The organism is Diaphorobacter limosus (assembly GCF_033100095.1).
Classification (GTDB): Bacteria; Pseudomonadota; Gammaproteobacteria; order Burkholderiales; family Burkholderiaceae_C; genus Alicycliphilus; species Alicycliphilus limosus.
In genome coordinates this window covers 1,523,446-1,546,532 of sequence record NZ_CP136921.1, presented here as the reverse complement: position 1 = coordinate 1,546,532, position 23,087 = coordinate 1,523,446, and the positions used below count along the sequence as shown (strand labels likewise).

24 protein-coding genes and 2 pseudogenes are annotated in these 23,087 nt (G+C 65.6%); 7 read left to right on the top strand and 19 right to left on the bottom strand.

Features of this window, described 5'->3' with window-relative positions:
- Positions 1–4: 4 nt before the first annotated feature.
- The 8 genes from P4826_RS07485 to ubiU form a co-directional block, all read right to left on the bottom strand.
- Positions 5–325, bottom strand: coding sequence for an ArsR/SmtB family transcription factor (locus tag P4826_RS07485; RefSeq protein ID WP_317703223.1), 321 nt, complete (start codon positions 323–325; stop codon positions 5–7).
- An 86-nt stretch (positions 326–411) separates the two neighbouring features.
- Positions 412–1,560 (bottom strand): cytochrome P450, encoded by a 1,149-nt coding sequence (locus P4826_RS07480; protein ID WP_317703222.1) that lies wholly within the window; start codon positions 1,558–1,560, stop codon positions 412–414.
- Positions 1,561–1,572: 12 nt separating this feature from the next.
- The gene (gene ubiD / locus P4826_RS07475; RefSeq protein ID WP_317703735.1) at positions 1,573–3,057 is read right to left on the bottom strand and encodes a 4-hydroxy-3-polyprenylbenzoate decarboxylase; all 1,485 of its coding nucleotides are present in this window, start codon (positions 3,055–3,057) and stop codon (positions 1,573–1,575) included.
- Positions 3,058–3,110: 53 nt separating this feature from the next.
- Positions 3,111–3,695 carry a UbiX family flavin prenyltransferase gene (locus tag P4826_RS07470; protein ID WP_317703221.1) on the bottom strand — a complete coding sequence of 195 codons (585 nt, stop codon included), beginning with the start codon at positions 3,693–3,695 and terminating at the stop codon, positions 3,111–3,113.
- Positions 3,688–4,083, bottom strand: coding sequence for a putative zinc-binding protein (locus tag P4826_RS07465; RefSeq protein ID WP_317703220.1), 396 nt, complete (start codon positions 4,081–4,083; stop codon positions 3,688–3,690). Before P4826_RS07465 ends, P4826_RS07470 begins: the two co-directional genes overlap by 8 nt.
- On the bottom strand, positions 4,080–4,598 hold the full coding sequence (gene ubiT / locus P4826_RS07460; RefSeq protein WP_317703219.1) for a ubiquinone anaerobic biosynthesis accessory factor UbiT: 519 nt from the start codon (positions 4,596–4,598) through the stop codon (positions 4,080–4,082). The genes P4826_RS07465 and ubiT overlap by 4 nt, the downstream gene beginning before the upstream one ends.
- 18 nt (positions 4,599–4,616) lie before the next feature.
- Entirely contained in the window at positions 4,617–5,516 is a 900-nt protein-coding gene (locus tag P4826_RS07455) for a U32 family peptidase (protein WP_317703734.1), read from the bottom strand.
- Positions 5,517–5,661: 145 nt separating this feature from the next.
- A complete protein-coding gene (gene ubiU / locus P4826_RS07450) occupies positions 5,662–6,714 on the bottom strand; it encodes a ubiquinone anaerobic biosynthesis protein UbiU (protein WP_317703733.1) in 1,053 nt (350 codons plus the stop codon).
- Positions 6,715–6,955: 241 nt separating this feature from the next.
- Between ubiU and P4826_RS07445 the strand changes: the two genes are divergently transcribed.
- Positions 6,956–8,326: a tryptophanase gene (locus tag P4826_RS07445; RefSeq protein ID WP_317703218.1), complete on the top strand. Its 1,371-nt coding sequence runs from the start codon at positions 6,956–6,958 to the stop codon at positions 8,324–8,326.
- A gap of 15 nt (positions 8,327–8,341) precedes the next feature.
- On the opposite strand, the pseudogene P4826_RS07440 reads toward P4826_RS07445, so the two are convergent.
- The 8 genes and pseudogenes from P4826_RS07440 to grpE all read right to left on the bottom strand — a co-directional run.
- Positions 8,342–9,283, bottom strand: a pseudogene (locus P4826_RS07440) (type I restriction endonuclease subunit R); the annotation flags it as partial.
- Positions 9,235–9,681, bottom strand: coding sequence for a hypothetical protein (locus P4826_RS07435; protein WP_317703217.1), 447 nt, complete (start codon positions 9,679–9,681; stop codon positions 9,235–9,237). The pseudogene P4826_RS07440 and the gene P4826_RS07435, both read right to left, overlap by 49 nt.
- A 13-nt stretch (positions 9,682–9,694) precedes the next feature.
- Positions 9,695–9,925 carry a ribbon-helix-helix domain-containing protein gene (locus tag P4826_RS07430; RefSeq protein WP_317703216.1) on the bottom strand — a complete coding sequence of 77 codons (231 nt, stop codon included), beginning with the start codon at positions 9,923–9,925 and terminating at the stop codon, positions 9,695–9,697.
- Positions 9,922–10,341, bottom strand: coding sequence for a putative toxin-antitoxin system toxin component, PIN family (locus tag P4826_RS07425; RefSeq protein ID WP_317703215.1), 420 nt, complete (start codon positions 10,339–10,341; stop codon positions 9,922–9,924). The genes P4826_RS07430 and P4826_RS07425 overlap by 4 nt, the downstream gene beginning before the upstream one ends.
- A gap of 297 nt (positions 10,342–10,638) precedes the next feature.
- A pseudogene (locus P4826_RS07420) lies at positions 10,639–10,809 on the bottom strand (type I restriction-modification system subunit M N-terminal domain-containing protein); the annotation flags it as partial.
- 101 nt (positions 10,810–10,910) lie between these two features.
- A complete protein-coding gene (gene dnaJ / locus P4826_RS07415) occupies positions 10,911–12,044 on the bottom strand; it encodes a molecular chaperone DnaJ (protein WP_317703214.1) in 1,134 nt (377 codons plus the stop codon).
- A 95-nt stretch (positions 12,045–12,139) separates the two neighbouring features.
- On the bottom strand, positions 12,140–14,083 hold the full coding sequence (gene dnaK, locus P4826_RS07410) for a molecular chaperone DnaK (RefSeq protein ID WP_317703213.1): 1,944 nt from the start codon (positions 14,081–14,083) through the stop codon (positions 12,140–12,142).
- Between the two features lie 130 nt (positions 14,084–14,213).
- Complete coding sequence (grpE, locus tag P4826_RS07405) at positions 14,214–14,744, bottom strand: nucleotide exchange factor GrpE (RefSeq protein WP_317703212.1); 531 nt, start codon at positions 14,742–14,744, stop codon at positions 14,214–14,216.
- A gap of 228 nt (positions 14,745–14,972) precedes the next feature.
- Here grpE and rpsF point away from each other — a divergent pair, with 228 nt between their 5' ends.
- The 6 genes from rpsF (at position 14,973) to amaB (ending at position 19,620) form a co-directional block, all read left to right on the top strand.
- Positions 14,973–15,347, top strand: a complete 375-nt coding sequence (rpsF, locus tag P4826_RS07400; RefSeq protein WP_317703211.1) for a 30S ribosomal protein S6 — start codon at positions 14,973–14,975, stop codon at positions 15,345–15,347.
- A 12-nt stretch (positions 15,348–15,359) separates the two neighbouring features.
- The gene (gene priB / locus P4826_RS07395; RefSeq protein ID WP_317703210.1) at positions 15,360–15,650 is read left to right on the top strand and encodes a primosomal replication protein N; all 291 of its coding nucleotides are present in this window, start codon (positions 15,360–15,362) and stop codon (positions 15,648–15,650) included.
- Positions 15,651–15,667: 17 nt separating this feature from the next.
- Positions 15,668–15,949, top strand: coding sequence for a 30S ribosomal protein S18 (rpsR, locus tag P4826_RS07390; protein WP_162016807.1), 282 nt, complete (start codon positions 15,668–15,670; stop codon positions 15,947–15,949).
- 12 nt (positions 15,950–15,961) lie between these two features.
- Positions 15,962–16,414: a 50S ribosomal protein L9 gene (gene rplI, locus P4826_RS07385; RefSeq protein WP_317703209.1), complete on the top strand. Its 453-nt coding sequence runs from the start codon at positions 15,962–15,964 to the stop codon at positions 16,412–16,414.
- 185 nt (positions 16,415–16,599) lie between these two features.
- On the top strand, positions 16,600–18,015 hold the full coding sequence (dnaB, locus tag P4826_RS07380) for a replicative DNA helicase (protein ID WP_317703208.1): 1,416 nt from the start codon (positions 16,600–16,602) through the stop codon (positions 18,013–18,015).
- 72 nt (positions 18,016–18,087) lie between these two features.
- Positions 18,088–19,620 carry an L-piperidine-6-carboxylate dehydrogenase gene (gene amaB / locus P4826_RS07375; RefSeq protein WP_317703207.1) on the top strand — a complete coding sequence of 511 codons (1,533 nt, stop codon included), beginning with the start codon at positions 18,088–18,090 and terminating at the stop codon, positions 19,618–19,620.
- A gap of 91 nt (positions 19,621–19,711) precedes the next feature.
- Here the strand turns inward: amaB and P4826_RS07370 are convergent, their stop codons facing one another.
- From P4826_RS07370 to P4826_RS07360, 3 genes are all read right to left on the bottom strand, one after another.
- Positions 19,712–21,481 carry a PhoH family protein gene (locus P4826_RS07370; protein ID WP_317703206.1) on the bottom strand — a complete coding sequence of 590 codons (1,770 nt, stop codon included), beginning with the start codon at positions 21,479–21,481 and terminating at the stop codon, positions 19,712–19,714.
- Between the two features lie 155 nt (positions 21,482–21,636).
- Positions 21,637–22,125: a peroxiredoxin gene (locus P4826_RS07365; protein ID WP_317703205.1), complete on the bottom strand. Its 489-nt coding sequence runs from the start codon at positions 22,123–22,125 to the stop codon at positions 21,637–21,639.
- Between the two features lie 194 nt (positions 22,126–22,319).
- Positions 22,320–23,009, bottom strand: coding sequence for a DUF3334 family protein (locus tag P4826_RS07360; protein WP_317703204.1), 690 nt, complete (start codon positions 23,007–23,009; stop codon positions 22,320–22,322).
- Positions 23,010–23,087 lie beyond the last annotated feature (78 nt).

Sequence of the window (23,087 nt, the reverse complement as noted above, 5' to 3'; positions counted from 1 at the left end):
GGGGTCAGCAGCAGGGTGCGGATGGGGTGGCGGCGCAGGCGTCGCCCTGGCAGCAGTTCTCGGTCAGAAAGGTCAGCAGCGCGTTCATCTGCGCGAAGTCGGCGCGGTAGATCAGGCTGCGGCCCTGGCGCTCTTGCGTCAGCAGGCCGGCCTGCACCAGCTCCTTGAGGTGAAACGACAGCGTGGCCGCCGGTATCTGCTGCGCCTCGGCGATCTGCCCCGGCGTCAGGCCGGCCTGGCCGGCGACCACCAGGGCGCGGAACACGCGCAGCCGGTGCGCTTGCGAGAGGGCTGTCAGGGCCTTGAGTACGGTTTGTTCTTCCATTATTCGATAATTATGGAAATGATGAGGTGAGTGTATGCGACGCCTGGTGCCGTGGCAAGGGGGTGTGAAAAGACCGGGCGAAAGATCTATTGCAGCCGCATGTGCAGCGTGGCGTAGCCGGCGTCCGGCGCCACGGCGCGGGTCGGGGCGTGGCTGGGGCTGAGCGTGATGGCCTGGGTGCGCGCCAGCACTTCCTCGATCAGCACGCGCAGTTCCAGCCGCGCCAGCGGCGCCCCGGGGCAGACGTGGATGCCGGCGCCGTAGAGCAGGTTCAGCGCCGGGTCGCGCTCCAGGCGGAACTCGCCCGGCTGGTCGAACACGCGCGGGTCGCGGTTGGCGGCGATCCAGTTGATGGCCACGCGCTCGCCTGCGGGCAGCGGGCAGCCGCCCAGCGTGACCGGGCGCGTGGTGATGCGGCGGTTGCCGACCAGCGGGCCGTCGATGCGCAGCACCTCGTCGATGGCGGCGCCCAAGAGGCCGGGCTGGCCGCGCAGGCGCTGCTGCCAGTCGGGGTGGCTGGCCAGCCAGTGCAGCAATATGCCTATGGACGCGGTAATCGTGCCGACCTCGCCCACCGTCCAGTTGCGCAGCACGCTGGCGAGTTCGCGCAGATCCAGCAGGCGCCCGTCGACGCGCGTGTGCATCAGCTCGCTGCTGATGTCCTGCGTGGCCGGCACGCCCTGGCGCGCTTGGCGCACGCGCTGCACCAGGTCTTCAAATTCCTGCGCCACGGCGGCGGTCTGCGCGCGCTCGCCCGAGCGGGTGGCCGCCTGGCTGCGGCGTAGCCACTGCAGCAGCTCGTCCTGCAGCAGCGTCGGCCAGCCCAGAAACGCCGACTGCACGCGCACGGCAAAGGGCAGGGCGAACTCCTGCGTGATCTCCAGGCTGCCGCCCAGCTGCAGCGCCTCTTGCACGGTGGCGGCGGAGAGCGCACGGCACACCGGCTCGAAGCGCGCCATGCGTTCGGGTGCGAAGAAATGATCGAGCGCCTGGCGGTAGCGCGTGTGCTGCGGCTGGTCGTAGCCGTTGGGCACGGCCGGATGCTGCGACACGGCGCTGCTGTAGGTGGCGTGGTCGAGCAGCACCTGCATGACTTCGGGGTGGCCGAACACCGTGGTGTGCTGGCTTGCGCTGTGCGCTAGCGGGCAGCGCGCGCGCAGCTGGTCGAAGGCGGCGCGCTGGTCGCGCTGCACCTCGGGGGCTTGCGGGTCCCAGGGGGTGGGGGTGCTGCTCATGGCGTTCTCCTTTTACAGGCCCAGGTCGTCGGCCAGTGCATCCATGCGCGCCTTGACCGCTGCGTCCATGGCCATGGTGCGGCCCCATTCGCGCTGGGTCTCGCCGGGCCATTTGTTGGTGGCGTCCAGCCCCATCTTGCCCCCTAGGCCGCTGACGGGGGAAGCAAAGTCGAGGTAGTCGATGGGGGTGTTCGCTATCAGCATGGTGTCGCGCACCGGGTCCATGCGCGTGGTCATGGCCCAAATCACTTCTTTCCAATCGCGCACGTCGATATCGTCGTCGACGATGACGACGAACTTGGTGTACAGAAACTGGCGCAGATGGCTCCACACGCCCATCATCACGCGCCGCGCGTGGCCGGCGTAGGCCTTCTTGATGCTGACCACCGCCATGCGATAGCTGCAGGCCTCGGGCGGCAGGTAGAAATCGACGATCTCGGGAAAGGCGCGCTGCAACAGCGGCACGAACAATTCGTTGAGCGCCAGGCCCAGCATGGCCGGCTCGTCCGGCGGCTTGCCGGTGTAGGTGCTGTGGTAGATGGCGTCGCGGCGCTGCGTGATGCGCTCCACGGTGAACACCGGGAACTCGGCGCATTCGTTGTAGTAGCCGGTGTGGTCGCCGTACGGGCCTTCGAGTGCGTGCTGCCAGCCGCTTTGGTGACTGGCATCGGGGTGGATGTGGCCTTCCAGGACGATCTCGGCCTGGGCCGGCACCTGGAGCGGCACGCCCAGCGCGTCGGCCACCTCGGTGCGCGCGCCGCGCAGCAGGCCGGCGAACTGGTATTCCGACAGGCTGTCGGGCACGGGGGTGACGGCGCCCAGGATGGTCGCCGGGTCGGCGCCAATCGCCACAGCCACGGGGTAGGGTTGGCTAGGGTGTTGCCGGCAATGCTCGGCAAAGTCGAGCGCGCCGCCGCGGTGCGAGAGCCAGCGCATGATGAGCTGGTTTTTGCCGATGACCTGCTGGCGGTAGATGCCCAGGTTTTGCCGGCGCTTGTGCGGCCCGCGCGTGATCGTCAGGCCCCAGGTGACCAGCGGCGCCACGTCGCCGGGCCAGCAGTGCTGTATCGGCAACTGGGACAGATCGACCTCGTCGCCCTCGATCACCCCCTCCTGGCAGGGCGGGCGGCGCACGGTGGACGGGGCCATGCTCCACAGCGTCTTGACCAGCTCGCGCCGGCCCCACAGATCCTTCATGCCGCGCGGCGGCTCGGGCTCTTTCAAGGACGCCAGCACCTCGCCAAAGGCGCGGATCTCAGGCAGCCCCGCCACGCCCAGCGCCCGCGCCACGCGCGCCGGCGTGCCAAACAGGTTGGCCAGCACCGGCATGGCGTGGCCCGTGGGGTTTTCGAATAGCAGCGCCGGGCCGCCCGCGCGCAGCACGCGGTCGCTGAGGGCCGTCATCTCCAGGTGTGGCGAGACCGGGGCAGCAATGCGGCGCAGCTCGCCCGCGGCCTCCAGCTGGGCCATGAAGTCGCGCAGGTCGCGGTAGTGGATTTGCGTCAAAACGGGCTCCAGCGCTTATGTATCAAGGGCAAGCAGCTATCAATTCAGGACTGATCATGCAGGCCCTGCCAGCGCGGCGCCAGTGCATGCTCCAGCCCCAGCAGGTCCAGAGCCCGTGCCACGCTGTGCTGCACGATGTCCTCGACGGTCTGCGGCCGCTGGTAGAAGGCGGGCACGGGCGGGCAGATGATGCCGCCCATCTCGGTCACCGTGGTCATGTTGCGCAGGTGCACCAGGTGCAGCGGGGTCTCGCGCGCCAGCAGCACCAGGCGGCGGCGCTCTTTCAGGATCACGTCGGCGGCGCGCGTCAGCAGGTTGTCCGCCAGGCCATGGGCGATGGCCGCCAGCGTGCGCATGGAGCAGGGCGCCACCACCATGGCCTGCGCGCCGAAGGAGCCGCTGGCAATGCTGGCGCCAATGCTGGCGTTGTCATGCGCCTGGTGCGCCAGGGCCAGCACCTGCTCGCGCGACAGGGCGGTCTCGTGCTGGATGTTGAGCCAGCCGGCATCGGAGACGACCAGGTGCGTCTGCACGTCCGGCATGGCGCGCAGCGCCTGCAGCAGGGCCACGCCATAGACGGCGCCGCTGGCGCCCGATATGCCGACGATGATGCGGCGTGCCTCAGCCATGCGCAGGCACCAGCGGGGCTGCAGCCAGGTCGGCCTGCACATGTGCCAGCACCTCGTCGGCCTGGGCCGGGTCGAAGTCCTGGTGGTTGCGCTTCTTCACGCCGTACTTGTGCAGCTGGTAGTGGCGTGCCGGCGTGACGCTGTGGCGCGCCAGTGAATTGCGCACGCATTCCAGCGGGCAGCCGTCCAGTGCGATGACGGGGCGGCCGCTCTTGGCGAGCTGCACCAGCTTGGGCACGTCGCCGCCGACGCCGGCAATGCATGACATCTCGGCCAGGCCGCGCCTGTCCATTTGCACCGCCACATGGTTGGCCAGCTGCGCCGCGCTGGAGCAGCCCGAGCAGGAATAGACCAGCGGCGGCAGGGGCACAGGGGCCGGGTCGGTCATGGCCGTCCCCTCAGAAAGCGCGGCAGCGGTGGCAGCTGGCGCAGCAGCTGCGGCGCCTTGCGCTCGAGCACCGCGCGCGGCGTCCACTCGCGCGGGTCGAGCACGGGCAGCTCGAGCGCGTCCAGCGCGTTTTTGACCACCAGGCCGAGCTCGGTGTCGCCCTCCATCACCAGGCGGCGGTTGAAGAACAGCGTGTCCGGGTCTTGCCGGCGCTGCGCCAGCAGCAGGAAGTCCTGGGCGTTGGCGCTGATGGCCAGATCGGTTTCGGCCTGCGGCTTGCAGGGCACAAAGCGCTGGCCGTTCCATGAGAAGTCGAACGCCACGCGTGCATCGCGCACACGAATCGCCAGACGCTTGGCGCGCAGGATGTCTTTCACGTCCTGCGGCAGCTGTTTGGCCAGGGCGAAGTTGATGGCCGTGACCAGCAGCATGGAGCCCGGGTAGGCCGGCAGACGCGAGAGCAGCGCGCCCACGGGGGCGGGCAGGGTGAAGGGGGCGGGCGGGGTGGTGGTCATGGGGGGCCTCTCAGTTTTTCAGGCCAGGGCGGGTTCGATCAGGTCCAGGCCCGGGCGGCCATGCCAGTAGCCGTTGCAGGACGCCTCGGGCATGAAGGGGCGCATGGCTTGCAGCGCGGCCGGGTTGGGCTGCGCGGCGCGGCGCGCGGCGTCGAACGCGGCAATGATCTTGTCGGTGTGCTGCGACTGTGGCGAGATGCGCAGGATGTCCACGCCGGCGGCGCGCAGCGCGGGCATGTCGCCCACCAGGTTGTGCACCTTGGCCGACTGCGTCTGTATGCCGTTGATGACCAGAAAGGATTCCTTCTCGCGCGTCTGCAAGAGCTGGCCGTCGGGGTGCTCGATGCAGCGAAAACCGCAATCGTCCTTGGGCAGGTTGTAGTGCCGCGCCGTGAAGCAGCGTGCCGAGAAGGCCAGCGGCATGCGGCCGTAGGCGAAGACCTCGGTCTCCAGTCCTGCGGGCCGGGTCTGCAGCAGCACGGCCAGGTCGCTGTGCTTCATCTCCAGCGGCATCACCCAGCGACTGGCGCCCAGGCCGGCCATCCAGGCCAGGGAATCGGCATTGAAGAGGTTGAGCTGCGGCCCGGCCACGAAGGGGCGCTTGCCCGCCAGCTTGTGCACCGCGCCCATGTCGTTCGCCTCGATCAAGAATTCTTCATCGCGCACGATCTTGTGCATGTCGGCCACGTCGCTGGTGGATTCGAGCAGCACCATGGTGGACATCACGGCCTGCTTGCCGGCATCACGCAGCATGCGGGCAATGTCCAGCCAGTCGCTTTGGCGCAGCTCGCGGCGGCGCGAGCACACGGCCTCGCCCAGGTAGACGATGTCCACCGGCGACTCGGCCATTTGTTGGTAGAACTCGAAGACGGTGTCGCGGTGCCAGTAGTACTGAAGGGGGCCTAGGGCTAGTTTCATCATGGTGGTTTGGTTGTTCTCTCCCTCTCCCCCCTGGGGGAGAGGGCAGGGGTGAGGGGGCGAGGCGCGGCGGTGGTCTTGCCTGGCACCCTCACCCCAACCCTCTCCCGCGTGCGGGAGAGGGAGTTGGCGAGGCAATAGGGTGTCACTTCCATGGCCGGTGATAAGCCCCCAGCGTGTGCTGCTGGCCCTCGGCCACCTGGTCCAGGCTGGCCATCCAGGCGGTCTTGGGGGCGTACAAATGGCCCTGCGCCATGCAATGGTCGATGGCCTCGCGCCAGACCTTGGTGACCTGGGCCACGTAGGCGGGGCTCCTCTGGCGGCCCTCGATCTTGAAGGCGCGCACGCCCATCTTCACCAGCTGGGGCAAGAGCTCCAGCGTGTTCAGGCTGGTGGGTTCCTCCAGCGCGTAGTAGTTGCTCTCGCCCTCCACGTCAAAGCGCCCCTTGCACAGCGTCGGGTAGCCGGCGTTCTCGCCCTGGGCGTAGCGGTCGATGAGCACGCCGTTCAGGCGCGACTCCAGGCCTCTGGGCGTCTCCTGCCAGCGCACGGACTTCGGGGGCGAGCACACGCCATGGGTGTTGGGTGATTCGCCCGTGGCGTAGGACGACAGGGCGCAGCGCCCCTCCACCATCACGCACAGGCTGCCAAAGCCAAACACCTCGATCTCCACGTCGGTGCGCTGCGTCACCTGCTTGACCTGCTCCAGCGAAAGCACGCGTGGCAGCACGGCGCGCTGGATGTTGAACTGCTGCTGGTACAGGTTGATGGCGTCGGCATTCGTGGCCGAGCCCTGCACGGACAGGTGCAGGCGCAAGTCGGGGTGGTGCTCGTTGGCGTAGCGCATCAGGCCCGGGTCGGCCAGGATCACCGCGTCTATGCCCCAGGCGCTAGCGCGATCCAGGGCCGAGCGCCAGGGCGTGGAGTTGCTTGCCTGTGGGTAGGTGTTGAGTGCCATCAGCACCTTGCGGCCGCGCTGGTGGGCGTAGGCAATGCCGGTCTGGATGGCGGCCTCGTCAAAGTTCAGGCCAGCAAAGTTGCGCGCATTGGTGGCGTCGCGCAGGCCCAGGTAGACGCAGTCGGCGCCGTGGTCAACGGCAGTTTTCAGGGCCGGCAGGCTGCCGGCGGGGCAGACCAGCTCGGGGGCTGTGCGGGCGGGGCTGGTGCCGGTCTCTATGGGGGTGGAGGGACTGAGTATGGCGTTCACTGTGGGTCTCGATGCAATCTGTGTCGGGAGGCTTGGCTCCTGAGGCCGCACACCATAGGACGATGCGAAAGACCACAGCCTGATTTTTGTCAAGACAGGGGGTATTTCCGAGGAAAACTCTCGGGCATGGGCGGGCAGCAGGTTTTTTCGTGAACTGTTGGAAAAGACCGACACCATGGTTTTTGTCGCGGGGCTACCTTCACCCACCCAACAGATACGTGGATAGCCCACCATGCCCAAGACCCTGATCGAACCCTTTCGCATCAAGAGCGTAGAGCCCATACGCATGACTACCGCCGCCGAGCGTGCGCGCCTGCTTGAAGAGGCCAGGCTGAATGTCTTCAAGTTGCGCGCCGAGGACGTGCTCATCGACTGGCTCACCGACTCGGGCACCGGCGCCATGTCGGCGCGCCAGTGGGGCGCCATCATGGAGGGCGACGAGAGCTACGCCGGCGCGCGCAGCTTCTTTAGGCTGGAGAAGGTGATCCAGGACATCACCGGCATGCAGTATTTCGTGCCCACGCATCAGGGCCGCGCGGCCGAGAAGGTGTTGTTCACGGCGGTGTGCAAGCAGGGCGACCTGGTGCCCAACAACTGCCACTTTGACACCACGCGCGGCAACCTGGAGTACCTGGGCGTCGAGGCGCTGGACCTGGTCGAGGCCGTGGGCCTGCAGCCGGCCACCATCGCCCCCTTCAAGGGCAACATCGACCTGGCGCGCGCCGAGGAGGTCTTGAAAAAGGAGGGCCAGCGCATCCCGTTCGGCATGCTCACCGTGACCAACAACACCGGCGGCGGTCAGCCGGTTTCCATGGCCAACATCCGCGCCTATGCGCAGCTGCTCAAAAAATACGGCAAACCCTTCATCATGGACGTGTGCCGCTTCGCCGAGAACGCCATGTTCATCAAGATGCGCGAGCCGGGCTACGAAAACACCTCCATCAAGGCCATCGCGCAAGAGATGTTCAGCTACGCCGACGGCGCCACCATGAGCGCCAAGAAGGACGGCATGGTCAACATCGGCGGCTTCATCGTGCTGCGCTCCGACGAATGGCTGGACGAGGTGCGCAGCGACCTGATCATGATGGAAGGCTTTCCCACCTACGGCGGCATGGCCGGGCGCGACCTGGAGGCGCTGGCCGTGGGCCTTGAGGAGGGGCTGGATGAGGACTACCTGCGCTATCGCCTGCGAACGGCCGAGTACCTGGGCGAGAAGCTGGACGCTGCGGGCGTGGGCTTTGTGCGTCCCACGGGCGGGCACGCGGTCTACATCGACGCCAAGAGCGTGCTGCCGAATATGTCGGTTGAACACTACCCGGCCTGGGCGCTGTGCAACGCGCTGTACCTGGAGGGCGGCATACGCGGCGTGGAGATAGGCTCGGTCATGTTCGGCAAGCGCCTGCAGGATGGCAGCGAGACCTACCACAGCATGGAACTGGTGCGCCTGGCCTTCCCGCGCCGCATGTACACGCAAAGCCATTTCGACTACGCGGCCGAGGTGATTGCCGAGGTCAGGCAAAAGGCCGATCACATCCGCGGCGTGAAGATCATCAAGCAGCCGAAGTTCCTGCGCCACTTCACCTGCGAGTGCGCCTGGGTGTGAGGCAGGTGCGGCGGGTTAACCAGTGCGCCGCATGGCGCCGTTGCCGCCCCGCTCGCGCAGCGCCTCATATAGCTGCGCCGGCCCCAGCAAAATGGACTTGAGCCCGGCGCGCACGCGCTCGCTGTCCAGCGACTGTTTGCTCATCGTTGTGTACTTGGTGAACCCGTCGATGATGGCGTCAATCAACGCGCGATCCAGGTCGGGCGAGTTGTCGAACTGGGCCTTGCTGTTGTTGCTGGCCTGCTGCACCAGGATGTCCGATTCGAGCAACTTGCCCTTGACGTGGTTCACATACACCAGCCGGTCGTCGTCGGAGAGATCCCCGTCGAACAGGTCGTTGACCTTGGCGACGATCTCCGACAGCAGCAGCTTTTGCTTGTCCTGCACCGCGCCGGCGCCTGTTTCGGTCAGGGGCTGCAGCTTGTACTCGCTGGCCATATCGTGCAGCGCCAGGCTGCGTGCGCCCTGGTCTTTCAGCCGATGGTGGGTCAGCACCACCTTGGAGAGGTCCACCCCCTCCCGCTCGCGGCCAAAGTCCAAGAGCGGCAGCAGGCGCTTGAAGAAGATGGCGCGCTTCTCGATAGCCGTGTTGCCGTAGTCGAACACCTGGCCCAGAAAGGCATACACGCGCACAAAGCTGCCCAGGTCGCGCTTGAACAGTTGCAGCGCCTCTTGTTCGTCCTTGGCGGCCTGCGTGCCCGGGCCGTCTGAATCCGCCTGCTGTGCCTGTTGCGCTGCACGGTAGCGCCTGAGCAGCCGGTCGGCCACGGGCTCGATGGCGGCGGCCAGCATGGCCTGCGTGGCCCTGGGGTTGAGCTCGGCCAGTACCACGCGCTCGACCTCGAAGTCGTCGTAATGCCCCGCCGCGTCGAGCTTGGCGCGCAGGTCGTAGACCAGGTGCGGGGCGGTCACCCCGGCCAGCTCGGCGGTGTCGTAATAGGTCTTGAACGCGGCCACTGGCGCACCACGCGCAGGCGGTTGGCGCCGTAGCGCGCCTGCAAATCCGGGTTCATGGCCAGCGCGGGCTTGAACTGCGCGAGCCTCAAAGGGCTTTTCAGCCCCAGCAGGTCTATGCCCACACGCAGGACTTCGAGCGTGCCGCGCTCGTCCAGCGCGCGGCGCAGGCGATCGAGCAGCATGGCGGGGGCCGCCGCGCCGTGGTTCTTGGCCAGCACCTCCCAGGCCTGCGGCTGCGTCTGCTGCACCCAGGTCAGCAGGTCGGCGGGGTACAGGGCGCGGGCGGTGTCGTAGCCGCTGGCGTCGCCCTCGGCGCCGGGTGCGCCGTAGAGCCAGCCATGCTGCGCCAGATGGTTGCAGATGTCGGTTTCAAACGCGATTTCTTGGTGCAGGGCCATGGCAAACCGTGGTTCAGTGGGTGGAGTCTGCGTCTTGCTGGTCCAGCCGATCCAGAATCGCCAGCGCCTGCGCGGCATCGCCACTGGCGGCCAGGGTGCGAAAGCGGGTTTCCGCATCAAAGGCAGCAATGGCCTGGGTGCTGAGTTCTTCCATCAGCTTGTTGATGCTCAGGCCCCGGGTGTGGGCCAGGTTCTTCAGGCGCTGCGCGGTGTCGTCGGGCAGGCGGATGGTCAGGGTGCTCATGGCTGCTCCTCCAAAAATTGGGCGGGGGTCAAAATGCGCAAGCGCGGCCAGGCCAGCTCGCCCCGCGCCAGGTCGCGCACGTTGTGCGTCACCACGGCCTGGGCATTGCCCGCCACGGCCAGCTCGATCAGGTGGTTATCGCCCTCATCGCGCAGATTGGGGCGCCAGCCGTAATACACCTGCACCCAGCGGCCCGCACGCGCCAGGGCGGCCAGCACCTGCAAGCGCTCTTCGGGCGTGGTGGCGCTCGTCCAGACGTCGCGCCCCAGCAGGTCTTGGTACTCCTGCCACAGCGTATTGCCAAACAGCGGCGTAGCCTGCCCTTGCAGGATGCGACGCAACACCTGGCGCGCCGCCCCGCCGCCCGAGCGCAAAGCGGAGACAAAAACGTTGGTGTCCAGAACGATGGTGCGCATGGCTCATGCTAGCACGGGTGCTGGCATATCCATCATCTGGAGTATGGTCGAATGGTGCAAAAACTGGCTTGAAATGACTGCCAGATAAGCCTTGGCAGCTATGAATTTCAAGAATCCGCCCGCGCGCGCTGATCTTCCCGCTGACGGTCACCTCCAGCAGCACCAGCAGGTCTTGGGGTTTGGGCTCCATGGTGGCATTTGCTATTCACGAATAGAGAATGCGCCTTGCGGGTCATGGCCGCCAGCTCAGGGAACAGAGGGTGCTGCACGTTGGCGTTGTGCCGGGAACAGCAGGTGCTTGGCGGCCAGCTCGGCCAGCACCGCGGCTTTGGTGGATTCGAGCACGCAGTCCAGGCGGCGCAGCACGGTGAAGGGCAGGATGACCTTGCCGTAGTCGGACTGCTTGTAGTCGCCACGCAGCAGGTCGGCAACGGACCAGAGGAAGGCGGAGAGGGTTTGCTGGTTCATGGAAGCTGGGGGCTGGGCCGTTGGGGTGTGGCGAATCCGCTAAAAGACAAAGGCCATACCGGGCGGGGCATGGCCTTTGCGAAGAAGCGGCTTGAGCGCGCTCAGCTGAAGAAGCTCTTCAGCCGGTCGGTCCAGCTATCGGTGCTGGGCGAATGCTTGGCGCCGCCTTTTTTCAGCGACTCGTCCAGCTCCTTGAACAGCTTGCGCTGGTGCTCGGTGAGCTTGACCGGCGTCTCGACGACGATGTGGCAGTACAGGTCGCCGGGGTAGCTGGCGCGCACGCCCTTGATGCCCTTGCCGCGCAGGCGGAACTGCTTGCCGGCCTGCGTGCCCTCGGGGATGTCGATGGCGGCCTTGCCGGCCAGCGTGGGCACCTCGATCTCGCCGCCCAGGGCCGCGGTGATGAAGCTCACCGGCACCTGGCAGTGCAGGTCGTCGCCGTCGCGCTCGAATATGTCGTGCTTTCTGACGCGGATCTCGATGTACAGGTCGCCCGGTGGGCCGCCGTTGGTGCCGGGCTCGCCGTTGCCGGTCGAGCGTATGCGCATGCCGTCGTCGATGCCGGCGGGGATCTTCACCTCCAGCGTCTTTTGCTTCTTGATCTTGCCCTGGCCGTGGCAGCTGGTGCAGGGCTCGGGAATGATCTTGCCGGTGCCGCGGCAATGCGGGCAGGTCTGCTGCACGCTGAAAAAGCCCTGGCGCATCTGCACCGCGCCGCTGCCCTGGCAGGTGCCGCAGGTCTTGGCGCTGGTGCCGGGTTTGGCGCCGCTGCCGTGGCAGGTGTCGCAGGACTCCCAGCTCGGGATGCGGATCTGCGCGTCCTTGCCGTGGGCGGCTTCTTCGAGCGTGACGTCCATGGCGTAGGACAGGTCGTTGCCGCGATACACCTGGCGCCCGCCGCGCCCGCCGCGCTGACCGCCGAACATGTCGCCAAAGATGTCGCCAAAGGCTTCGGCAAAGCCGCCAAAGCCCTCGGTGCCGCCCATGCCGCCGCGCATGTTGGGGTCAACCCCGGCGTGGCCGTACTGGTCGTAGGCGGCACGCTTCTGCCCGTCGGAGAGCATCTCGTAGGCCTCTTTGGCCTCCTTGAATTTCTCCTCGGCATTCTTGGCCGCATCACCCTGGTTGCGATCCGGGTGGTGCTTCATCGCCAGCTTGCGATAGGCCTTCTTGATGTCGTCCTCGCTGGCGTTCTTGGGAACGCCCAGGACTTCGTAATAGTCTCGTTTCGACATGGTTGGATTCGCCTGCTTGGAAGAGGAACGCCGCGCGGGCTCTCCTTGTGGGGGAGGCCGGCGCGGCGGTGTGTTTCAGCGCAAGCGCTGGATGATCACTTCTTCACTTCTTTCACTTCGGCATCGACCACGTTGTCGTCCTGCGCTGCCGCGCCGGCAGACGCCCCTGCAGCGGCTTGCGCGCCAGCAGCTTCGGCACCTGCGCCCTGGGCTGCCTGGGCGTCGGCGTACATCTTCTCGCCGAGCTTCTGGCTGGCGGTCATCAGGGCCGTGGTCTTTTCCTCGATGGCGGCCTTGTCCTCACCCTTCAAGGCGGCTTCCAGGTCCTTCACCGCGGCTTCGATCTTCTCCTTCTCGCCGGCGTCGAGCTTGTCGCCATGCTCGGCCAGGCTCTTGTGCACGGTGTGCACCGCGGCCTCGCCCTGGTTGCGTGCCTGCACCAGTTCCAGCTTCTTGTGATCCTCGGCGGCGTTGAGTTCGGCGTCCTTCACCATCTGCTGGATCTCGGCCTCGGACAGGCCCGAGTTGGCCTTGATGGTGATCTTGTTTTCCTTGCCCGTGCCCTTGTCCTTGGCGCCCACATGCAGGATGCCGTTGGCGTCGATGTCAAAGCTTACCTCGATCTGCGGCGTGCCGCGCGCGGACGGCGGGATGCCTTCCAGGTTGAATTCGCCCAGCAGCTTGTTGGCGTTGGCGATCTCGCGCTCGCCCTGGAACACCTTGATGGTCACGGCCGGCTGGTTGTCCTCGGCGGTGGAGAAGGTCTGGGCGAACTTCGTCGGGATGGTGGTGTTCTTGGTGATCATCTTGGTCATCACGCCGCCCAGGGTCTCGATGCCCAGGGACAGAGGGGTGACGTCCAGCAGCAGCACGTCCTTGCGGTCGCCGCTCAGAACCTGGCCCTGGATGGCGGCGCCGACGGCCACGGCCTCGTCGGGGTTGACGTCCTTGCGCGGCTCCTTGCCGAAGAACTCCTTGACCTTGTCCTGCACCTTGGGCATGCGCGTCATGCCGCCGACCAGGATCACGTCGTTGATGTCGGAGACGCTGATGCCGGCGTCCTTGATGGCCGTGCGGCAGGGCGCGATGGTGCGCTCGATCAGGTCATCGACCAGCGATTCGAGTTTGGCGCGCGTGAGCTTGATGTTCAGGTGCTTGGGGCCGGTGGCATCGGCCGTGATGTAGGGCAGGTTGATGTCGGTCTGCGCGCTGTTGGACAGCTCGATCTTGGCCTTTTCGGCGGCTTCCTTCAGGCGCTGCAGGGCCAGCACGTCCTTGGACAGATCCACGGCCTGGTCCTTTTTGAACTCGCCGATGATGTAGTCGATGATGCGCTGGTCGAAGTCCTCGCCGCCCAGGAAGGTGTCGCCGTTGGTGGCCAGCACCTCGAACTGCTTCTCGCCGTCCACGTCGGCGATCTCGATGATGGACACGTCGAAGGTGCCTCCGCCCAGGTCATACACGGCGATCTTGCGGTCGGCCTTGTCCTGCTTGTCCAGGCCAAAGGCCAGGGCCGCGGCGGTGGGCTCGTTGATGATGCGCTTGACATCGAGGCCGGCGATGCGGCCGGCGTCCTTGGTGGCCTGGCGCTGGCTGTCGTTGAAGTAGGCGGGCACCGTGATCACGGCCTCGGTCACCGGCTCGCCAAGATAGTCCTCGGCGGTCTTCTTCATCTTGCGCAGGATTTCGGCGCTGATCTGCTGCGCCGCCAGCTTCTGGCCGCGTACTTCCACCCAGGCGTCGCCGTTGTCGGCCTTGGTGATGGTGAAGGGCATCAGGTCGATGTCCTTCTGCACTTCCTTCTCGTCGAACTTGCGACCGATCAGGCGCTTGACGGCATAGATGGTGTTCTTGGGGTTGGTCACTGCCTGGCGCTTGGCCGAGGCGCCGACGAGGATCTCGCCGTCTTCCTGGTAGGCAATGATGGAGGGCGTGGTGCGCGCGCCTTCGCTGTTCTCGATCACGCGCGTGGTGTTGCCTTCCATGATGGACACGCAGCTATTGGTGGTGCCCAGGTCGATACCGATGATTTTTCCCATGTTTTTCTCCGAAGGTTTTTTCAAAAATGTGGATGACGGTTATGTGTGGATAGCTGGTCTGGCTTTCAAGGGTTGAGCGCGTTGCGTGTTGCGTCTGGCGTCAATACCGCCATGCGCTCAACGCTCAACCTCACTTGGGCGCCGCCACCGTCACCAGCGCCGGGCGCAGCACGCGGTCGGCAATCAGGTAGCCCTTTTGCAGCACGGTCACCACGGTGTTGGCCTCCTGCTCGGCCGGCACCATGCTGATGGCCTGGTGCTGGTGCGGGTCGAACTTGTCGCCGCCGGCGGGGTTGATCACCACCACCTTGTTGCGCTCCAGCGCACCGACCAGCTGGCGCAGCGTGGCGTCGGAGCCCTCGCGCAGCTGCTCGGCGGTGGCGCTTTCGATGGCCAGGGCCGCGTCCAGGCTGTCGCACACGGGCAGCAGGCTTTCGGCAAAGCTTTCGATACCGAACTTGCGCGCCTTGGCGACCTCTTCCTCGGCGCGGCGGCGGGCGTTTTCGGCCTCGGCCTTGGCACGCAGGAACTGGTCAGCCAGCTCGGCGCTCTTGGACTTGAGTTCGGCCAGCTCGCCCTGCAGGCGGGCCAGCTCGTCGGCGGCATTGGCCGCCAGTGCGGCTTCGATTTCTTCGGGGGCTGGATTCTGGATGTCGGACATGTCGGCTAGGGTTGGCTTTGATTAATGCAGCTTGATGCGCGGCTACATGGGGGCGGTTCGGCAGACTTCAAGCGACAAGACGCCCCGTCCCGTTCGGTGCCTGTGGTGTCCCCCCGGTTGGCAGGCGCCAAGTGTACAGGCTTGGGGATAGTGGTTATAATGCCGGGCTTTGCCTTGCCACACCGCTACACAAGACGCGGCGGGTGGTGTCATCCAAAAGGAGTTTGCATGCGTCACTACGAAATCATTTTGTTGATCCATCCGGATCAAAGCGAGCAGGTTCCGGCCATGCTGGAGCGCTACAAGGGCATGATCACCGCCGGCGGTGGTCAGGTGCACCGCGTGGAAGATTGGGGTCGCCGCCAACTGGCCTACCTGATCAACAAGCTGGCCAAGGCCCATTACCTGTGCCTGAACATCGAAGCCGACCAGGCCGTGATGGCCGAGCTGGAGCATGCCTTCAAGTTCAACGACGCCGTGCTGCGCCACCTGACGGTGCAAAAGAAGAAGGCCGACACCGGCCCGTCTTCCATGATGAAGACCGTCGAGCGCGAAGAGGCACGCAAGGCCAGCCAGGCCGAGTTTGCCGCCACCGAGCGCTGATCACCGGAGGATGTGAGCAACCATTGCACCCTGACTGCCTGTATCGCCGAGGCCCAGCCCCTGCGGTACACGCCCGCCGGTCTGCCAGCGTTGGATCTGCGACTCGAGCATGAGTCATTGCAGCGCGAGGCAGGTAGCGAGCGCCAGGTCAAGGCCAGCGTCAAGGCGATTGCCTTTGGCACTCTGGCCGAGCGGCTGGCGCGACAGGCACTCGGAAGCAGCTGGACATTCCAGGGCTTTCTGGCCATGGGACGCGGCGGCAAGGGTTTGGTGTTTCACATCCAGGATATTCAACAAAATTAACTTCCAAGAGGCTTCAAATGGCCGCATTCAAGAAATTCAACAAGGACAAGCGTCCTAAGCGCAACACCCAATCGCTGCTGTTCAAGCGCAAGCGCTTCTGCCGCTTCACCGTCGCCGGCGTCGAAGAAATCGACTACAAGGATGTCGACACCCTGCGTGACTTCATCGCCGAAAACGGCAAGATCATTCCCGCACGCCTGACCGGCACGCGCGCCATTTACCAGCGCCAGCTGAACACCGCCATCAAGCGCGCGCGCTTCCTGGCCCTGGTGCCCTACAGCGACCAGCACAAGATCTAAGGAGCCGGAACCATGCAAATCATTCTGCTCGACAAGGTCGTGAACCTCGGCAACCTGGGCGAAATCGTCAAGGTCAAGGACGGCTACGCCCGCAACTTCCTGATCCCTACGGGCCGCGCCCGCCGCGCCACCACCGCCGCCAAGGCCGAGTTTGAAGCGCGCCGCGCCGAACTGGAAAAGGCTGCCGCCGAGAAGCTGGCTGCCGCCCAGGCACAAGGCGAAAAGCTGGCCGGCTCCTCGGTCAAGCTGACGCAAAAGGCGGGTGTCGATGGCCGCCTGTTCGGCTCCGTCACCAACCAGGACATCGCCGAAGAGCTGAACAAGCAAGGCTATGGCCTGGTGAAGTCGCAGGTGCGCCTGCCCAATGGCCCCATCAAGACGGTGGGCGACAACACCATCACGGTGTCGCTGCACACCGACGTGGCCGTCGAGGTCACGGTGTCGGTCTACGGCGAAACCGCCTGATCGCCACGCAACTTCGGTTGCGCCACGCAAAAGCCGCCCCATGGGCGGCTTTTGCTTTTTGCACGACCGCGTTTTGCACCTGCGGCCCACCGCCTGTGCACTCCTTATCCACAGGGTTGTGCAATGACGTCCGCCCGCGTGGCGGCTAGCATTTCACGTTTGTCCGTATCGAAAGCAATAGTCCCATGTCAGCCGTTCTGCCCCTGCCCATCGATGGCTACCTTGCCGTGCCACCCGACCGCGAGGTGGCCCAGCTGCGCGTGCCGCCGCATTCGATAGAGGCCGAGTCCAGCGTGCTCGGCGGCCTGTTGCTGGACAACATGGCCTGGGATCGTGTGGGCGACCTGCTGGTCGATGGCGACTTCTACCGCCACGAGCACCAGCAGATCTACGCCGCCATAGGCGCCCTGGTCAACGCCAGCAAGCCTGCCGACGTGATCACCGTGTACGAGCAACTGCAAAGCCTGGGCAAGGCCGAGGAGACGGGCGGCCTGGCCTACCTGAACAGCCTGGCGCAGTACGTGCCCAGCGCCAGCAACATCCGCCGCTATGCCGAGATCGTGCGCGAGCGCGCCATCCTGAGAAAGTTGGTCACGGCCAGCGACGATATCGCCACCAACGCCTTCAACCCCCAGGGCAAGCCGGTGGAGCGCATCCTGGACGAGGCCGAGCAGAAGATCTTCGCCATCGGCGAAGAGGGCTCGCGCATGAAGCAGGGCTTCCAGTCGCTCGACACCCTGGTCATCGACCTGCTGGACCGCGTGCAGGAGATGGCCGACAACCCCATGGACGTGACCGGCGTGCCCTCGGGCTTCGTCGATCTGGACCGCATGACCAGCGGCCTGCAGGCCGGCGACCTGGTGGTGCTGGCGGCGCGGCCCTCGATGGGCAAGACCTCGTTCGCCGTGAACATCGCCGAGCATGTGGCGCTGAATGAGGGCCTGCCCGTGGCCATCTTCTCCATGGAAATGGGCGCGGCCCAACTGGCCGTGCGTATCGTGGGCTCCATCGGCCGCGTGAACCAGGGCAACTTGCGCACCGGCAAGCTCAGCGACGAGGAATGGCCGCGCCTGACCGAGGCCATAGAGCGCTTGCGCACGGTGTCTCTGCACATCGACGAGACCCCGGGCCTGACGCCGTCCGAGTTGCGCGCCAACGCGCGCCGCCTGGCGCGCCAGTGCGGCAAGCTGGGGCTGATCGTGGTGGACTACCTGCAGCTGATGAGCGGCTCCGGCTCCAGCAGCTCGGACAACCGCGCCACCGAACTGGGCGAGATCTCGCGTGGCCTGAAGATGCTGGCGAAAGAGCTGCAATGCCCGGTGATCGCGCTGTCGCAGTTGAACCGATCCGTGGAGCAGCGCACCGACAAGCGCCCGATGATGAGCGACCTGCGCGAATCGGGCGCCATCGAGCAGGACGCGGACATCATCATGTTCATCTACCGCGACGATTACTACAACAAGGACAGCAAGGAGCCGAACATCGCCGAGGTCATCATCGGCAAGCAGCGTAACGGCCCCACGGGCACGGTGAAGCTGTTCTTCCAGAAGAACCAGACAAGATTCGAAAACCTGGCCATGGGTTCGGGTGACGACTATTGATACTACTTAATTGATAGCTGCTTGCGCTTGATGGATAAGCGCTGGAACCTTGTTTGACCTTGAGGAGGCGTCATGCCCGATTCGCACACGTATTTGCAGCAGGTATTGCAGGATCTGGGCCTGAACCTCCAGGCCTTCGCGGGCAGCGACTGCACCATCCGTGCGCCGCGCGATGGGGCGGTACTGGCCCACTTGAAATGGTGCGGTGCCGCGCAGGCCCAGGCGCAGATCGCCAACGCACAGCGCGCCAGCCAGACCTGGCGCAATGTTCCCGCCCCCGTGCGTGGCGATCTGGTGCGCCGCCTGGGTGAGCTGCTGCGCCGGCACAAGGCGGCCCTGGGCGCCCTGGTGTCGCTGGAGGCGGGCAAGATCACTGCCGAGGGCCTGGGCGAGGTGCAGGAGATGATCGACATCTGCGACTTCGCCGTCGGCCTGTCGCGCCAGCTGCACGGCCTGACGATTGCCAGCGAGCGGCCCGGCCACCGCATGATGGAAACTTGGCACCCCATGGGCGTGGTGGGCATCATCTCGGCCTTCAACTTCCCTGTCGCCGTGTGGTCGTGGAATGCCGCCCTGGCCCTGGTCTGCGGCAATGCCATCGTCTGGAAGCCGTCGGAAAAAACGCCGCTCACGGCCATCGCCTGCCAGCATCTGCTGCTGCAGGCCATGGCAGCCTTCAATGCCGACAGGCCAGGCACGGTGCCCGAGGGTCTGAGCCAGCTCTTGATCGGCGGGCGCGAGCTGGGCGAACTGCTTGCCGCCAGTGCGCAGGTGGCGGTGGTCAGCGCCACGGGCTCCACGCGCATGGGCCGCCAAGTCGCGGTAAAGGTGGCCGAGCGCTTTGGCCGCGCCATCCTGGAGCTGGGCGGCAACAACGCCATGATCGTCACGCCCACGGCCGACCTGGAGCTGGCGGCGCGCGCCATCACCTTTGCCGCCGTCGGCACGGCCGGCCAGCGCTGCACCACGCTGCGCCGCTTGATCGTGCATGAGTCCGTAGCCGACGCGCTGCTGGCGCGGCTGGCGGCGATCTACGGCAGCATCGCCATCGGCGACCCGCTGACGGACGGCACCCTGGTCGGCCCGCTGATCGACCGCGCCGCGTTTGATGCCATGCAGCAGGCACTGGCCCAGGCCCGGGCCGAGGGCGGCCAGGTGCTGGGCGGCGAACGCGTGCGCGAGGATCTGGGGCAGGAGGCCTGGTATGTGCGCCCGGCGCTGGTGCAGATGCCGCAGCAGTCCGCGGTGGTGCAGCACGAGACCTTCGCGCCCATCCTTTATGTGCTGCGTTACGACGGCGACACCGACATGGCCATCGCGCTGCAGAATGCTGTGCCCCAGGGTCTGTCGTCTGCCATCTTCACGCAGAGCCTGATGGATGCCGAGCGCTTCATGTCCGCTGCGGGCAGCGACTGCGGCATTGCCAACGTCAACATCGGCACCTCGGGCGCCGAGATCGGTGGCGCCTTCGGTGGCGAGAAGGAAACCGGCGGCGGGCGCGAGTCGGGATCGGACGCCTGGAAGGGCTATATGCGCCGCGCCACCAACACCATCAACTACAGCGGCGCGCTGCCGCTGGCGCAGGGCGTGCGTTTTGACGTGTGAGGCATAAAAAAAGGCGGGTTTTGAATCAAAACCCGCCTTTAGGCTTATTTGTGCTGCGCAAGCAGCTATTCTTTTAGAAGTGATGCTCGCGTCACAGCACCTCGCTAGCAAAGTCCGCCAGGCGCGAGCGTTCGCCGCGCGCCAGCAGGATATGGCCGCTGTGCGGCCAGCCCTTGAAGCGATCCACGGCGTAGGTCAGGCCCGAGCTGCCCTCGGTCAGGTAGGGCGTGTCGATCTGCGCCAGATTGCCCATGCAGATGATCTTGGTGCCGGGGCCGGCGCGCGTGATCAGGGTCTTCATCTGCTTCGGCGTCAGGTTCTGCGCCTCGTCGATGATGACGTACTTGTTCAGGAAGGTGCGCCCGCGCATGAAGTTCATGCTCTTGATCTTGATGCGGCTTCGGATCAGCTCGTTCGTTGCAGCACGCCCCCATTCGCCAGCGTTGCCGCCGTCACCCTTGGCCAAAAATTCGAGGTTGTCGTCCAGCGCACCCATCCAGGGGCCCATCTTTTCCTCCTCGGTGCCGGGCAGAAAGCCTATGTCCTCGCCCACGCTCACCGTCGCGCGGGTCATGATGATCTCGGTATAGCGGCGCTCGTCCAGCACCTGGGTCAGGCCGGCGGCCAGGGCCATCAGCGTCTTGCCCGTGCCGGCCGTGCCGGTCAGGGTGACGAAGTCCACGTCGGGATCCATGAGCAGGTTCATGGCGAAGTTCTGCTCGCGGTTGCGCGTGTTCACGCCCCAGACGGCGTTCTTGGCCGAGCCGTAGTCCTTGAGCGTCTCCAGCACCGCCGTCTTGTCGCGGATCTCGGTCACGCGCGCGTACAGGCTGGGCTCGCCCGGTGCCTCGAAGTAGACGAACTGGTTGATCATCAGCTGTGCCACCACCGGCCCGCCGATGCGGTAGTACATGTGCACGCCGCTTTGCCAGCTCTCCACGTTCTTGCCGGCCTTGCTCCAGAAGTCCTGGGGCAGGGCCAGGCTGCCGGAGTACAGCAGGTCGCCATCCTCCAGCGTCTTGTCGTTCTGGTAGTCCTCGGCCGCCAGGCCCAGGGCGCGGGCCTTGACGCGCATGTTGATGTCCTTGGACACCAGCACCACCTCGCGCGGCGCGTGCAGCTTGCGCAGGGCCTCGACCACGCCCAGGATCTGGTTGTCGGCCTTGCCCTGGGGCAGGCTGGCGGGCAGCTGATAGGACAGCGGGGCCGTCTGAAAGAACAGGCTGCCCGTGGCAGCGCGCTGGCCCGTCGCATCCAGCTTCAGGCCATGCGCCATGTCGGCCGCGCCATGGGCTGCGGCCAGCGCGTCCAGCGTGCGGCTGGCCTGGCGGCCGTTGCGTGCCACCTCGGTCATGCCCTTTTTGTGGGCGTCCAGTTCCTCGAGCACGATCATCGGCAGGAAGATGTCGTGCTCCTCGAAGCGGAACAGGCTGGTCGGGTCGTGCAGCAGCACATTGGTGTCGAGCACGAACATCTTTTTCGGGCCCGTGGCGCGGCGCTTGCGTGCTGCGCCGGCGGGTGCGGCGCGCAGCGGCATGACGTTGCTGGGCGTGGCGTCACTGCCATCGCTGGCGGGTTTGTCCGCTGCGGGCCGGCTGCGTGCCTGTGTGACGGGGGCGGGGCCGGTGATGGCCGGCTTGGCCGGGGCAGCGGCGACCGCAGGTGTTGCCGTGGCGGTGCCGGTGATGGCTGGGCCTGCCACGCTGCCGGCCTTGTTTTTGCTGGTGGCGCGCTTGCGCGTGGCGCTGGGCAATGTCTCTGTGTCGGCGCTGTTGGGTGCTTCTTCCTGGGGTGCTGCCAGACGGTAGGCATCGGGAGAGAGCAGGGCGGCGCGCTTGGTCGGGGCGGGGGGCAGGGGCATGGTGTGAAAGGCCTCGCTGGAGGGGCATTCAAAAAACACAAAGCCGCCTGGAGACCGAGGCGGCTTTGTGTGGAGAGGGGCAGGTAGCGTTTTTCAGCCGCATGAATTCATTATGCATGCCCCATGTGACGGCTCCGGGTCGTGTCGTACCGGGTTTACGCGGCCTTCTTGACGGGTGCCTTGATGGCCTTCACGGCCTTGAGTACCTCGTCCACATGGCCGGGCACCTTCAGGCCGCGCCATTCCTGCACCAGGATGCCCTCGGGATTGATGAGGAAGGTGCTGCGCTCTATGCCCTTGACCTTCTTGCCGTACATGATCTTGTTCTTGACCACGCCGAACATGTGGCACATCTTCTCTTCGGTGTCGGCAATGAGCTCGAAGGGCAGCTCCAGCTTCTCCTTGAAGTCGTCGTGCGACTTCATGTTGTCGCGCGACACGCCAAATACCACGGCACCGGCTTTTTCAAAGTCCTTGAACTTGTCACGGAATTGCATGGCCTCGGTGGTGCAACCCGGTGTATTGTCCTTGGGGTAGAAGTACAGAATCAGGATCTGGCCCTGGTGCGATACATTGGAAACCTTGATTCCGCCGGTCGCATTGGCTTCAAATTCGGGAAGGGGTTTGTTGACAACGATCGCCATGGCACTTCTATCTCACAGGTATTAGTCGACAAAAGTCGACGAAAAGCCGGGGGAGTGGGGTGGTGGACTCTAGGCATGGTGCCCCCGACCGCAACAGGCGATTTTACCCTGAAACCCCTTGTCGTGCCCGATATGCATGCCCGCGGGAGGGCATTGGCCGCTGGCGCGAGCGGCGCTGCCCGGCCGCCGGCGATCTACATACCCAGGGATTTGAGCAATGCCTCGGTGTCTGCGTCCGGATCGGGAAGGGCCGCCGTGGCCGTTGCCGCAGCCCCGGCGGCCTGGGCCATCAGGGCGTCGGGGTCGGGCGCATCCTGGGGCTCGAAATCGTAGAGCTTGATGAACTGCGTGCGGTCTATCGCCAGTTCCAGGTAGAAGATGTTGTTGTTGGCGGTGTAGAAGGAGACGCGGCGCGCCTCGGGCTGATCCAGATTGGCGTCCACGCTCAGCATCACCTGCTGGTTGATCACCAGCATCTTGGGCTGGTTTTGTGTGATGTGGGTCTGCAGCTCGCGCCGCACCTTGCCCGTGAAGTCGCCCACCACCTGATTCATCAGCTCGCCCATGACGTTGCTCACCTCGTCCGAAGTGAAGGAGCTGGCCAGTTCTTCGCGTGCCATTCCCATGCTGAGCATGTAGCGCTCGTAGATCTCCATGGCAGCGGCGGCCGAAAAGTTGATGATGACCAGCCCGGAGAAGCCGCCATCGAACAGCACAAAGCAGCCAATGTCCGGTTTGAGGCAGGTCTTGGTGATGCGCTGCACCATGGCCGAGTAGTGCACCGGCCCTTGCGTGGCCACGGAAAGCACACGCGTGACGGAGTTGCACAGGGACAGCAGGATGTTCTCGGTGCCGAAAACGACGGGGGTGTTTGGGGGATTCATCGCTGTATCAGAGTGTAATCAAGCCGAGGCAATCTTTGGGTGGCCATGCGTTGATCTGGTGCGCCGCCGCAACATGGG

Bases quoted from the DNA above. Each gene is read 5' to 3' on its own strand.
- P4826_RS07360 (WP_317703204.1), bottom strand. From the start codon at position 23,009: ATGAATCCCCCAAACACCCCCGTCGTTTTCGGCACCGAGAACATCCTG.
- P4826_RS07470 (WP_317703221.1), bottom strand. From the start codon at position 3,695: ATGGCTGAGGCACGCCGCATCATCGTCGGCATATCGGGCGCCAGCGGC.
- P4826_RS07430 (WP_317703216.1), bottom strand. From the start codon at position 9,925: ATGAGCACCCTGACCATCCGCCTGCCCGACGACACCGCGCAGCGCCTG.
- ubiT (WP_317703219.1), bottom strand. From the start codon at position 4,598: ATGACCACCACCCCGCCCGCCCCCTTCACCCTGCCCGCCCCCGTGGGC.
- dnaK (WP_317703213.1), bottom strand. From the start codon at position 14,083: ATGGGAAAAATCATCGGTATCGACCTGGGCACCACCAATAGCTGCGTG.
- P4826_RS07485 (WP_317703223.1), bottom strand. From the start codon at position 325: ATGGAAGAACAAACCGTACTCAAGGCCCTGACAGCCCTCTCGCAAGCG.
- rpsR (WP_162016807.1), top strand. From the start codon at position 15,668: ATGGCCGCATTCAAGAAATTCAACAAGGACAAGCGTCCTAAGCGCAAC.
- rplI (WP_317703209.1), top strand. From the start codon at position 15,962: ATGCAAATCATTCTGCTCGACAAGGTCGTGAACCTCGGCAACCTGGGC.
- P4826_RS07435 (WP_317703217.1), bottom strand. From the start codon at position 9,681: ATGGCCCTGCACCAAGAAATCGCGTTTGAAACCGACATCTGCAACCAT.
- P4826_RS07455 (WP_317703734.1), bottom strand. From the start codon at position 5,516: ATGAAACTAGCCCTAGGCCCCCTTCAGTACTACTGGCACCGCGACACC.
- grpE (WP_317703212.1), bottom strand. From the start codon at position 14,744: ATGTCCGACATCCAGAATCCAGCCCCCGAAGAAATCGAAGCCGCACTG.
- amaB (WP_317703207.1), top strand. From the start codon at position 18,088: ATGCCCGATTCGCACACGTATTTGCAGCAGGTATTGCAGGATCTGGGC.
- dnaJ (WP_317703214.1), bottom strand. From the start codon at position 12,044: ATGTCGAAACGAGACTATTACGAAGTCCTGGGCGTTCCCAAGAACGCC.
- dnaB (WP_317703208.1), top strand. From the start codon at position 16,600: ATGTCAGCCGTTCTGCCCCTGCCCATCGATGGCTACCTTGCCGTGCCA.
- P4826_RS07370 (WP_317703206.1), bottom strand. From the start codon at position 21,481: ATGCCCCTGCCCCCCGCCCCGACCAAGCGCGCCGCCCTGCTCTCTCCC.
- rpsF (WP_317703211.1), top strand. From the start codon at position 14,973: ATGCGTCACTACGAAATCATTTTGTTGATCCATCCGGATCAAAGCGAG.
- P4826_RS07365 (WP_317703205.1), bottom strand. From the start codon at position 22,125: ATGGCGATCGTTGTCAACAAACCCCTTCCCGAATTTGAAGCCAATGCG.
- P4826_RS07480 (WP_317703222.1), bottom strand. From the start codon at position 1,560: ATGAGCAGCACCCCCACCCCCTGGGACCCGCAAGCCCCCGAGGTGCAG.
- P4826_RS07425 (WP_317703215.1), bottom strand. From the start codon at position 10,341: ATGCGCACCATCGTTCTGGACACCAACGTTTTTGTCTCCGCTTTGCGC.
- P4826_RS07445 (WP_317703218.1), top strand. From the start codon at position 6,956: ATGCCCAAGACCCTGATCGAACCCTTTCGCATCAAGAGCGTAGAGCCC.
- P4826_RS07465 (WP_317703220.1), bottom strand. From the start codon at position 4,083: ATGACCGACCCGGCCCCTGTGCCCCTGCCGCCGCTGGTCTATTCCTGC.